The following is a 12,158-nucleotide window of genomic DNA, read 5'->3' on the forward strand; positions in this document are numbered from 1 at the left end:
TCCTTTTGTTGGTTGAATAGGAGCATCCGGTGAACCGGGATCACATGTCACGGAGCCAGACGCTGTACGAAAGCCTTCGGGGAATGAAAGAACTCCTCCTCCGCTGTAGGCATGGCTATAGCAGGCGGCAGAATTTACGATACTCTCCAGGAGGCATGCCCTCCCATTTATGAAAAATACGTACGAAATAATGAACATCCTTATAGCCCACGGCATAGCCGACGGCTTCAATGGTGTCGCTGGTTTCCCGCAGCAGGCGCTTGGCTTCAGCGTGGCGGATTTGCTGGACGAATTTATTGGGGCTAAGTCCCGTGCACTTCTTAAATAACCGTCCCATATAATCCACATTAATATTCAGCAGGTCGGCCATCTTCTCGTTACACCAGTGTTCGGCGACATCCTGTTCGATGGCTGCGGCCAGACGCGTGATCGCCAGCTGCATGCCGGCGCTGGCTCCTGTCCGATGATGCTGGTGAATAGCTCTCGACATCTGAGCGAACAGCTGCAGCAGCAGGCCCTGGCAGCACATCATATAGCCGGCTGGTCGCTGGGTGAATTCATGGATAATCGTGCTCAGCAGGCTATACATCTCAGAAGTCGCATGCAGGCTGCCGGGGGAGAGCCACTCCTGAAACTCAGGGCTCTGCGGCATGCTGCAGTAGTGAACCGGTTCATCGGGATCTCCATACACGATAATGTCTTCATCCTTGGCGATCAGCAGCTCATTGTAGAAATCAAAGTGGACTCCAAGAAACAGGGCGTCAGGCTGGGAGAGAACCTGTACCCGGTGCTTGAGCTCTGCGGGCAGCAGGAAGAATTGACCGGATTGAACGAGAAAGGGTTCTCTTCCTTGTATTTCAACCTCCACCTCTCCGTGCTCCAGCAGCAATATTTCAAAATCGCGGATTCGCCGCTGTATGACTCGTTCCTTGGCTTGACGATGCTGCTGTGCCCAGTGCACAACAGGATTCAACGGGGGTAACATGGGCGCTTGCAAATGAGATCGCCTCCTAAGATGTATAAGTCGGTAATGTCCAATATCTAGCCTCGATTGTTCAAATACAGTGGTTTGAAACCATGATAACATAAGGATTGTCAAGAGTTAAATCATTTATGAAGGAGATGAGAAGGATGTCGGATTTGAGTAATCTTCCAGAGCTGTCCAGCGAATATTCCCTGAGTCAAGAACAAATTAAGCAATTTCAAGAGAAGGGACATCTGAAGCTGACGGGTGTGGCAAGCCAAGAGGAAGTCGCTGTATATAGAGAGTTGATTGGTGAAAAAGTGAAGGAGCTGAACTACCACGACAAGCCCGTGGAAGAGCGGGATACGTACGGCAAAGCCTTCATTCAGATTTCGAATATTTGGGAGAAATCACCGGAGATTCAGCGCTTTGTGTTTGCCAGCCGGTTTGCGAAGATCGCAGCCGACCTGCTCGGTGTGGATGGCGTACGGATATATCATGACCAGGCCCTGTTCAAGGAGCCGGGCGGTGGCATTACACCTTGGCATCAGGACCAGATATACTGGCCGGTGGATACCGATAATTTTGTGACCATGTGGATGCCGCTTGTACCGGTATCTCAGGATGTAGGCTCCATGAATTTTGCCAGCGGCTCTCATAAGTATGGATATATTAGCAAGCTTGCTATTTCTGATGAGTCCCAGAAGACACTGGGTCAGTACATTGAGGCAAAAGGGCTGGAGGTCGAGAACTACGGCGCACTGGAAGCAGGAGATGCGACCTGGCATTATGGCTGGACACTGCACAGCGCACCGGGTAATCCGACAAGCACGATGAGAGAAGTGATGACGATCATTTACTATGCCGATGATGCCAAGGTACTGGAGCCGGATTCCAATGCCCGTAAGTCTGATCTGAAGCGCTGGCTGCCAGAGCTGTCGCCAGGGGATCTGGCGGCAAGCAAGCTGAACCCGATTGTATATAAGAAAGGCATGTAATGAACAAATGAAACCGTTCTTGATTAGATGGTGGCTTAGTGACTTCCGTTCTAAGGAAGAGCGGTTTTTTATGTGGCTTGTTTCTTGGGGATGGAATAGATCGCGATTGACGGCGAAGGGCTCGCAGAGTATAATTTACTTAACAATAAAAACGAAACTAATTCCAATAAAATTGATTTTAATAAATTTTATTGGTAAAACGTTTCGTTAATAAGCAGAGGAGCCAGAAATCATGAAAAAAGAAAGCGCTGCAACGATTAGAGCCCGGCAATATACCAAAAATGCGGACTGGTTTTGTGATTTTGCGTATGAGCCTATCACCGGTCTGGAATACGAGGAAGGAGTTCACCGGAGAGACCCCAGCAGTGTAATCAAGGTTCAGGATCAGTACTATGTCTGGTATACCAGATCCGTAGGCGAAGCGGTCGGCTTCGGGACCGGAGATCCGGAGGCGAAGGTGTTTCCATGGGATCAGTCTGAGGTCTGGTATGCTGTCTCCCCGGACGGAACCCATTGGAAGGAACAGGGACTGGCCGTTGGACGCGGACCGAAGGGCTCCTTTGATGACCGCAGCGTGTTTACGCCGGAAATTTTGCATCACGGGGACAAATTCTATCTCGTGTATCAAGTAATCGAGGGTCAGTATTTGCTCCGCAAATACGAGAATATCGCAATGGCGGTGGCAGAGTCGCCGGAAGGACCATGGCGGAAGCTGGATGCGCCGATCCTGCGCCCGGCCATGAACGGTGAATGGTTCGGAGATGACGACAATCGTCTGACGGTGAAGCATAAGGGCGATTTCGACAGTTTGAAGGTGCATGACCCGGTGCTGTTCCATTACAACCATCAGTTCTGGCTGTACTACAAGGGGGAGCAGAAGGGGGAAGAAATGACCTTCGGCGGACGCACGACCAAGTGGGGTGTCGCGATTGCAGACCATCCGGAGGGGCCTTATGTGAAATCAGAGTACAACCCGGTAACGAACAGCGGCCATGAAACCCTGCTCTGGCATTACCGAGGAGGTATGGCTGGCCTGCTCTCTACAGATGGACCGGAGAAGAACACGATTCAATATGCGCATGACGGCATTAACTTCGAGATTGAGGCCGTAATCAAGAATCCGCCGGAGGCAGCAGGACCTTACCGCACAGACGAAACGGACCGGGGGCCGCTGGAGGGAATCCGTTGGGGCTTGTGTCATAACGTGCATTCCAAGTGGAATTATATTTTGAAATTCCGTACGGTGGAGGATTATAAGCATCACTATGCCAACAAGGTAAACCCTGAAGTGCTGTGGTTAGGCAAAAAAGCAAAGCATCAGGACTAAGACAAGCAAGGCCGGGCGCTCACGCAAGCTCGGCCTTTGCTTTTGTCCTAAGATCACGATCCGCCCGGCATGAAAAAACCGGCGCCCATAAGGACGCCGGTATGCATGCAGGCTTCAGGAGAGGTATACGGAGCGCATAGCCGGGACGAAGCCGAGCCGTTTGGAAATGAGCGAGGACTTCTCCTTGACGAGCGCCTCGAGCTGCTCCTGCTTGTCAAAAATTCTGGCCGTTGGGCCTGCAACGCTGATTGCCGCGATGACCTTGCCGGTATAGTTGAACACCGGGCCAGCAATGGAGCTAAGGCCATCATCATATTCCTCCCGGTTCACCGAGATGCCGCTCTGACGAATTCGGCTGAGTTCCTCCAGGAATTGCTGACGATCGGTAATCGTCGTTGGTGTGTATTGACGCAGTCCTTTGTCACTGACGATGTTATCGACCGTCTCCAGCGAGAAGTAAGCCATAATGGCTTTCCCCAGACCCGTGCAGTGCACCGGATTTCTGGAGCCGAGAATGGCATTCATAATGACGGATGCGCTGCCATCCACCTTATAAATGTAGATGACTTCACCCTCGTTATATACAGCCAGGAAGGCGGTTTGGCCGGTCTGGGCTGCAAGATCCTGCAAATGGGGAATTGCGGCCTCCACCAGGTCAATATTATGCAGTCCGGCCATTCCAATTTCAATCGACTTCAACCCGACAAAATACTTCTCCGTGGACGGCTCCTGCATAACGAAGCCTGCTTTCATTAACGTCTCCAATATACGATGGGTAGTGCTCTTAGGAAGCTGTGTCGCCTCGGCCAGCTCACCAATTCCAGCGCCGCCCTTGTTCAGGGCAAGCTGCTCCAGAAGAAATAATGCGCGTTCTAATGTGGAGTTCGTTTTATTCCCGTCCATCATCAATAGTGCACCTGCTTTCGAAGTTCTCTTATTCCATTATTTTAAATAACGTTTCGAAAGTAGTCAATCTCATAATTAAATTGATATAGTGTTCCGTTTTAGTATTGACCATCTCAAATATTTGTAATAATATTTGATTAATTGGAACGGGGATTTACGATATGAGCGTTTCGATGAATGATCATAGAGGGTGAAGATATGGCTAATGGAAAACAGATTACCGATATTCAAACACAATATTTTCATGTTCCCTTATCGGAACAGCTCGGCGATGCCAGACATGGCATTCATTCACACTTTGAACTGGTAACGGTCACGATTGTTCAGCAGAACGGTCAGCAGGGGGTTGGCTACACGTACACTGGCGGGATTGGCGGCCGGGCAATCTGTCATATGATTGAGCATGATCTGAAGCCTTGTCTGCTGGGAAAGGAAGCCAGCTGTATCGAGAAGCTGTGGGAGGATATGGTCTGGAAGATTCATTATGTGGGCCGGGGTGGAATCGCTTCCTTTGCAATTTCGGCGATTGACATTGCCCTTTGGGATCTGCGGGGCCGGAGCTTTGATGAGCCGCTGTGGAAGCTGCTCGGCGGAAATGCCTCCTCGACCAAGGCTTACGCTGGGGGAATTGACTTAAATTTCTCGGAAGAGAAGCTGCTCAGAAACGTCCAGGGCTATTTGGACAAAGGATTTCATGCGGTCAAGATCAAGCTTGGTCAAGAGCGGCTTGCCGAGGACATTGAACGCGTAGCGGCAGTCCGGGAGCTGATCGGACCTGAATGCGTATTCATGGTGGACGCGAACATGAAATGGACCGTTGAGACGGCCGTCAAGGCTGCAAGGTTAATGCAGCCCTATAACATCTATTGGCTGGAGGAGCCGACCATTCCGGATGACTATGACGGCTTTCGCCGAATTGGCAGCGAAGGCGGGCTCCCGCTTGCGGCGGGGGAAAATTTTCACACGGTCTATGAATTCGTCAATATGATTACCCGCGGACAGATTGATTTCCCGCAGCCGGACGCCTCCAATATCGGCGGAATTACCGGGTGGCTGAAGGTGGCTAACCTCGCCTATGCCTACAACCTGCCAGTGTGTACCCATGGCATGCAGGAGCTTCATGTCAGTCTGATGGCTGCGATGCCAAATGCCTCGTATCTGGAGGTTCACAGCTTTCCGATTGATCAATATACGAAGCGGCCGCTGGTCATTCGTGATGGGCGGGCGATCGCGCCGGATAAGCCCGGCACGGGCGTCGAATTTGACTGGGAATTGCTAAAGCCTTATCAGGAGACATTCTAAGTTCGAAGTTTAATATTCATGAGAGGAGTCAATGAAGATGGATATTCAAGCAGCATTTTATAAAGGGAACAAGAGCATCACTGTAGGCACCATTGCACGCCGGGAGCCGGGACCACAGGAGGTCGAGATTCGGGTCGGTTATGCTGGCATCTGCGGTACTGACCTTCATATTTACCATGGTCACATGGATCATCGCGTCACCATGCCGCAGGTGATTGGACATGAAATGTCGGGCGTCGTCGAGCGGATCGGGGCTCAGGTTACGGCATTCAAGCCGGGTGACAAGGTGACGGTGATTCCGCTTGACTCCTGCGGAGAATGCCCTGCTTGCCAAGACGGCTGCAGCCATATATGTCACAATTTGAAGTTTATGGGGATTGAGACAGATGGCGCTTTTCAATCGTTCTGGACCGTTCCCGCCAAGACGCTGCATCGCCTCCCGGAGGAGCTGAGCTTGAAGTACGGCGCACTAATTGAGCCGCTCGCGGTAGCATGCCATGATGTCAGGCTGGGCAATGTGACCGCGGGGGATCAGGTTGTCGTAATCGGCGGGGGACCGATCGGGACCTTGATCGCCATGGTTGCGAAAGCCGCCGGCGCCATCGTCACCGTCGCTGAAATCAATCCTTACCGCCTGACGCTGCTGCAGCAGCTGGACCTTAATACATGCAACTCCAAGGAAGTGGATCTGGCCGAATACGTTCAGAAAGTGACAGGCGGTCGTGGCGCCGATGTGGTGTTTGAAGTGACCTCCTCTCTTGCAGGAGCAGAGGTAATGACCAAGCTGCCCAAGGCTCGCGGTACGATTGTGATCGTTGGCATATTCAGCAAGCCGGTACCGGTAGATCTGCACCGCTTCTTCTGGAGAGAGCTGAAGCTGGTAGGCGCGCGTGTGTACGAGCATGAGGATTTTGAGAAAGCGATCGCACTGGCGGCGGGCGGAGAGCTGGCTCTGGACCCGATTATTAGTGAGGTCTATCCGCTGAATGAAATTCAAGCGGGCTTTGAACAAATGGAATCCGGCAGCGGAGCGATGAAGGTGCTGATCCGCTGCAATGAAGGGATGCAGTAATATGAGTATTCAGCAATGGTTCGGACTGGAAGGGAAGAAGGCACTTGTGACAGGCTGCAAGCGCGGGATTGGCAAATCTATGGCGCTCGCACTGGCACAGGCCGGGGCCGATGTGATCGGAGTCAGTGCGACACTGGAGGAATCGGGAAGCGAGATTGAGCAGGAGGTTCTTCGCACCGGTCGTTCTTTTTCCGGCTATGCCTGTGATTTCAGTGACCGTGCAGCTTTGGTTGCCTTTGCAGCCAGGGTGAAGGAAGAGCATGGGCAGGTGGACATTCTGGTAAACAATGCTGGAACCATCATGCGCAAGCCCGCTGCAGAGCATCCGGATGACTATTGGGATTATGTGATCGAGGTCAATTTGAACTCACAGTTTATACTGGCCAGAGAAATCGGGCAGGGCATGCTGGAGCAAGGCAGCGGCAAAATTATCTTTACGGCCTCATTGCTCACATTCCAGGGGGGCATTAACGTTCCGGGCTATGCCGCCAGTAAAGGCGGAATCGGGCAGCTGACGAAGGCATTGGCGAATGAATGGTCTTCCCGGGGTGTTCAGGTCAATGCGATTGCACCGGGGTATATCGAAACAGACAATACCGAGCAGCTTCGCAATGACAAGGACCGGTATGAAGCAATTCTGAGCCGAATTCCTGCCGGCCGCTGGGGCAGACCGGAGGACCTCAACGGAGCCGTGATCTATCTGGCCTCGCCAGCCTCAAATTATGTAACCGGCACCATTGTAACGGTAGACGGCGGCTGGATAGGTCGATAATAGCAGCTGAAGATGTGCCGAGGAGAGCACTCGAATTCCACAGGGAACGAGTGCTCTTCTTGTCAAAGAATAAGGAGTGAAGGTGAATGTTGAATCTGGAAAAGTATTGGGAAAACCCTGGGATTGTTGAAGTGAACCGGGAGTTACCGAGGGCCTATTACATCCCCTACTCAAGCAGGGAAGAGGCCGCTTCGTTAAAAAGAGGCCGTTCTCCGTACTATCAGACCCTGAACGGGGAATGGAAATTTCAATATCATCACAGCGTAGAGCAGGTTGAAGAGCGATTCTATGAAGCAGAGTATCCGGCAGAGGGCTGGGATTCGCTGCTGGTGCCTTCCTGCTGGCAAACCTATGGCTACGACCAGATGCATTACTCTAACGTCAATTACACGATTCCCTGTGACCCGCCTTTTGTTCCGGATGACAATCCGGCAGGCTTGTATATCCGGGATTTTCAGGTTTCGAAGGCGTGGCAGGATAAGGAAGGCTATGTTGTTTTTGAAGGCGTGAACGCCTGCTTCTACGTATGGGTGAATGGCCAGCTGGTCGGCTACAGTCAGGGCAGCCGGGTACCGGCTGAATTCTGCCTGACGCCATATCTGGTTCCGGGTAGAAATCGGATGGCTGTGATGGTGCTGAAATATTGCGATGGTACCTATTTAGAGGATCAGGATTTGTGGAGATATTCCGGCATTTTTCGGGATGTCTATTTGCTTGCTCGAGACCGCAATCATGTGAGGGATGTGTTTGTGCAGACTACCCTACAGGCAGATGATCAAGAAGCGCTGCTTGACATCAGGCTGGAAACCACGGGTGCCGCAGAGGTTTCAGCGGTGCTGTCATCCCCTGATGGACTGGAGCTTGCTGTGGTGCAAGACTTCATAGACTCTAGCGGCGTCCTCGCCATAAAGGTAGAGAATCCCATGCTGTGGAGTGCGGAGTCACCGGTGCTGTATGAGCTGCTGCTCTATTGCGGGGATGAGGTTCTCCGGTTTACAGTCGGCTTCCGGCGGGTGGAAATCTCTGAGGGCGTCTTCCAGATTAACGGCGTGCCGGTAAAGCTGAAGGGTGTGAACCGCCATGATTCTCATCCCAAGCTCGGGCAGACCATTCCGCTGCAGCATATGATTGAAGACTTGAAGCTGATGAAACAACATAATGTGAATACGATTCGTGCCTCTCACTACCCGAATGACCCCCGGTTTCTGGAGCTGTGCAGCCAATATGGCTTCTATGTGATTGACGAAGCAGATCTGGAGTGCCATGGACTGGCGATTGCAGATAACTGGAGAAACATGGAGAAGGGCGAAGGAATGCAGTCCTATGACGACTTCCACCAGCTGTCCAATGATACCGCTTGGGAGCATGCTTTTATAGACCGGGCGAAGCGGATGGTGGAACGTGACAAGAATCAGCCTTGCGTCGTCATTTGGTCGATGGGGAATGAGTCCGGCTATGGGGTGAATCATATCGCCATGGCGCAATGGACCCGTCAGCGTGATCCTTCCCGTCCCGTGCATTATGAAGGCGCTGCCCCGCAGTACAGGGGGAATGCCGACACCGAAGCGCTGGATATGGAAAGCCGGATGTACGCATCCGTATCTCAGATTGAAGCCTATGCCAAGGATGCAGGCAGCAAGAAGCCGCTGTTTCTGTGCGAATACAGCCATGCCATGGGCAATGGGCCGGGTGACCTGATGGACTACTGGAACGTCATTTATGCCTATCCGAAGCTGATGGGCGGCTGTGTATGGGAGTGGTGCGATCACGGGATTGAGAGGAGAACAGAGCAGGGCGAGCGCTACTATGCCTATGGCGGCGATTTTGGCGACAAGCCGAATGATGGAAACTTCTGCATTGACGGTCTGGTTTCCCCGGATCGAAAGCCGCACAAGGGATTGCTGGAGCTGAAGCAGATCATTGCGCCGGTACGGATCGAGGCGGTAAAGCTGCAAGAGGGCCGGCTGAGAATTCATAATCTGTATGATTTCAATGACTTGTCCCACCTGATCTTCTATTGGAAGCTGGAGTGCGAAGGAGAGGTCATTCAGCAGGGTGAATTCCAGCATGTGCCTGCACCCCCTCATGCTCATGCAGAGGTGAAGCTTGAAGTGGATTTTAATGCTGCGATCCCGGGGGAGCTGGTGCTTACGATTTCCTGCTGCCTGAAGGAACAAAGCGGCTGGGCTGAACGCGGACATGAAATCATGTTTAGCCAGTTCATCGTGAAACCGGAAAGTGCAAGAAGTCTTCAGCCTGCAGCGGACAGCCCTTGGAGGATGCTGACGGCGACAGAGCAGCGGGGCATGCTGAGCCTTGAGGGCTTGGATTTCCGGCATGTGTTTGACCTGCGAAAAGGCATGCCTGCGGAATTATCGAAGCATGGTGTGAAGCTGATTCAAGAGCCGCCTTCATTTAATATGTGGCGCGCACCGATTGATAATGATATGAATTGGACCCGGCGCTGGGCTTACGAAGGGCTGGAGCATGCCGGCATGAAGGTATACGCCTGTGAATGGAGTCAATCTCCGGAGCAGGAGGTTCGGGTGAAGGTGAAATTCTCGCTCGGCGTATATACCAGAAAGCCGATTGTACGAGGTGAAGCCGAGTGGTGCTTCACGCCTGACGGGGGCGTCTTGGTTAAGGTCACGGCACAGGTGAAGGAAGAGATTGATTTCCTGCCCCGTTTCGGACTGCAGCTTGTGCTGCCGGAAGGATTGGACCAAGTGGAATATTACGGGTACGGTCCGCATGAAAGCTACATTGATAAACGCAATAGTGTCCGCAAGGGCAAATACAGGCATACGGCAGACGAAATGGCCGAGACATACATTATGCCGCAGGAGACAGGCTCCCGGTGGGGTACGGAATGGGCCAGGGTCACTAATGAGCTGGGGATGGGTCTTCGCTGTGAAGCCGGTCAGCCTTTTTCGTTTAACGTCTCGCATTTCCTGCCTGGTGACCTGACAAAAGCAAAGCATACCCATGAGCTTCAGAAACGCAAGGAAACCATTCTTCAGCTGGATTACAAGATGAGTGGTGTAGGCTCTCATGCGTGCGGACCGATGCTGGCGGAAGAGTATCAAATGAATGAGAAGCAGTTTACGTTTGAGTTTCATCTGCTCCCGGTTTTCGCGGAGGATGAATAACTGACTGTACTTCGGCCCCGGTTTACTTCGTAAAATAAGGTTGCCACTCACATTCATCAACTGTATAATCATTTATAAATTGGAACTATATATCGAAAATATAAATCATTATTTTATTAATGGTATTTGTTCTGTTATTTTAAACTTACTGATTGACGCATATTGAACGCCAAAGGAGATGTGTAGGAAATGATGAAAGCAGAACATAATGGTCAAGAATACTACCGCTTGTACATTGACGGTCAGTGGGTAGACTCCTCATCCGCCAAGCTGATCGAGGTGCAGAATCCCGCTAATGAGGAAGTTATCGGGCGGGTCAGCGACGCTGCGGCATCAGATGTACAGAAGGCGCTGGAATCCTCGGAGAAAGCACAGCTGCAGTGGCAGCGGCTTCCAGCTGTCAAACGTGCTGCCTATCTCGTCAAGCTGGTAGAGAAGGTGAAGGAGAAGCGGGATTTTCTCGCCAGGCTGCTGGTGCTGGAGCAGGGCAAGACCTATGGCGAGGCGCTGGGCGAGGTGGACGACACCATGGCCTACATGATGTATGCTGCCGAGTCTGCGAACAAGATTAAAGGCGACATTCTGCCTTCGAACCGGGAAGGAGAGATCCTCCAAATCCGCAAGGTTCCTTACGGCGTGACGATTGGCTTGTGTGCCTGGAACTATCCGCTTGCCTTGCTTGGCAGAAAGCTTGGACCAGCGCTCGTCACTGGCAATACGATGATTATTAAGCCGCACGAACTGACGCCGATTGCCTCAGCTGAATTTTTCAATTTAATTCACGAAGCAGGGTTTCCGCCTGGCGTTGCCAATTTCGTGACCGGCACCGGCGCCGAGGTGGGACAGCTGCTGGTCAGCAGCCCGATCACCAAGCTGGTTACGGTTACCGGCAGCGTCCGTGCAGGGCAGCAGATTTATAAGGCCGCTTCCGACAATATTACCGCATTATCCCTGGAGCTGGGAGGCAAGGCTCCGTTCATCGTGCTGGAGGATGCAGATATTGATAAAGCAGCGGAAGCGGCGGTATCCGCACGATTCGCGAACTGCGGTCAGGTTTGCGTGTGCAGTGAGATGGTGCTGGTCCATGAGAAGGTGGCCGATGAATTTACCGCGAAGCTGCTGGAGCATATGAAATCCATCAAGGTCGGGGATCCGTTTGATCCGTCGGTCACGATGGGACCGAAAGCGAACGGCAATGACCTGATCAAGATTGACGACATTGTGCAGGAAACGGTAGCCCAGGGCGCTTCCATCGCGTGGGGCGGCAAACGCCCGAGCGGCGGCATTTTTGACAAAGGTTACTGGTATGAGCCGACCATTCTGGTGGATGTGAAGCCAGATATGGCTGCAGCGCAAAAAGAAATCTTTGGACCGGTGCTTCCGATCGTTCGGATCTCCAGCTTCGAAGAGGCAATTGACATCGTCAATGCCAGCGAGCTGGGCTTGTCGGCTTACCTGTTCACGAACGATATGAAGAAAATGATGCACGGTACGGATGTGCTTCAGGTCGGAACCGTATTCCTGAATCAGGGCATGTCCGGCTGCATGCAGGGCTACCATAGCGGTCACAAGCTGAGCGGACTCGGTGGAGAAGACGGCGAGTATGGTCTTGAAGGGTACCTGCAGAAGCGGACCATTTACATGAATTATTTATAGTACACCTTCATC

General features: G+C 52.2%; 9 protein-coding genes. 7 read left to right on the forward strand and 2 right to left on the reverse strand.

Annotated elements, in window-relative coordinates; all coding sequences use genetic code 11:
- Nucleotides 1–115 precede the first annotated feature (115 nt).
- Nucleotides 116–997, reverse strand: a complete 882-nt coding sequence (locus JJQ72_RS00075) for a helix-turn-helix transcriptional regulator (protein ID WP_208202331.1) — start codon at nt 995–997, stop codon at nt 116–118.
- 134 nt (nt 998–1,131) lie between these two features.
- Between JJQ72_RS00075 and JJQ72_RS00080 the strand changes: the two genes are divergently transcribed.
- Together JJQ72_RS00080 and JJQ72_RS00085 are read left to right on the forward strand one after the other, a co-directional pair.
- Nucleotides 1,132–1,962, forward strand: coding sequence for a phytanoyl-CoA dioxygenase family protein (locus JJQ72_RS00080; protein ID WP_208202332.1), 831 nt, complete (start codon nt 1,132–1,134; stop codon nt 1,960–1,962).
- A 232-nt stretch (nt 1,963–2,194) separates the two neighbouring features.
- Nucleotides 2,195–3,289, forward strand: coding sequence for a glycoside hydrolase family 117 protein (locus tag JJQ72_RS00085; RefSeq protein ID WP_138226502.1), 1,095 nt, complete (start codon nt 2,195–2,197; stop codon nt 3,287–3,289).
- 114 nt (nt 3,290–3,403) lie between these two features.
- Here the strand turns inward: JJQ72_RS00085 and JJQ72_RS00090 are convergent, their stop codons facing one another.
- Nucleotides 3,404–4,195, reverse strand: a complete 792-nt coding sequence (locus tag JJQ72_RS00090) for an IclR family transcriptional regulator (RefSeq protein WP_243895771.1) — start codon at nt 4,193–4,195, stop codon at nt 3,404–3,406.
- Nucleotides 4,196–4,393: 198 nt separating this feature from the next.
- On the opposite strand from JJQ72_RS00090, the gene JJQ72_RS00095 reads away from it, so the two are divergent.
- From JJQ72_RS00095 to aldA, 5 genes are all read left to right on the forward strand, one after another.
- Entirely contained in the window at nt 4,394–5,497 is a 1,104-nt protein-coding gene (locus tag JJQ72_RS00095; protein WP_175415311.1) for a mandelate racemase/muconate lactonizing enzyme family protein, read from the forward strand.
- A 37-nt stretch (nt 5,498–5,534) separates the two neighbouring features.
- A complete protein-coding gene (locus JJQ72_RS00100; RefSeq protein WP_208202334.1) occupies nt 5,535–6,569 on the forward strand; it encodes a zinc-dependent alcohol dehydrogenase in 1,035 nt (344 codons plus the stop codon).
- A gap of 1 nt (nt 6,570) precedes the next feature.
- Complete coding sequence (locus JJQ72_RS00105) at nt 6,571–7,341, forward strand: SDR family oxidoreductase (RefSeq protein ID WP_243895772.1); 771 nt, start codon at nt 6,571–6,573, stop codon at nt 7,339–7,341.
- A gap of 86 nt (nt 7,342–7,427) precedes the next feature.
- On the forward strand, nt 7,428–10,490 hold the full coding sequence (locus JJQ72_RS00110; protein ID WP_208202335.1) for a glycoside hydrolase family 2 TIM barrel-domain containing protein: 3,063 nt from the start codon (nt 7,428–7,430) through the stop codon (nt 10,488–10,490).
- Nucleotides 10,491–10,679: 189 nt separating this feature from the next.
- Nucleotides 10,680–12,146, forward strand: a complete 1,467-nt coding sequence (aldA, locus tag JJQ72_RS00115; RefSeq protein WP_138226498.1) for an aldehyde dehydrogenase — start codon at nt 10,680–10,682, stop codon at nt 12,144–12,146.
- The last annotated feature ends 12 nt before the right edge of the window (nt 12,147–12,158 follow it).

This window comes from Paenibacillus sp. F411 (assembly GCF_017582705.1).
GTDB classification, from domain to species: domain Bacteria; phylum Bacillota; class Bacilli; order Paenibacillales; family Paenibacillaceae; genus Paenibacillus_AQ; species Paenibacillus_AQ algicola.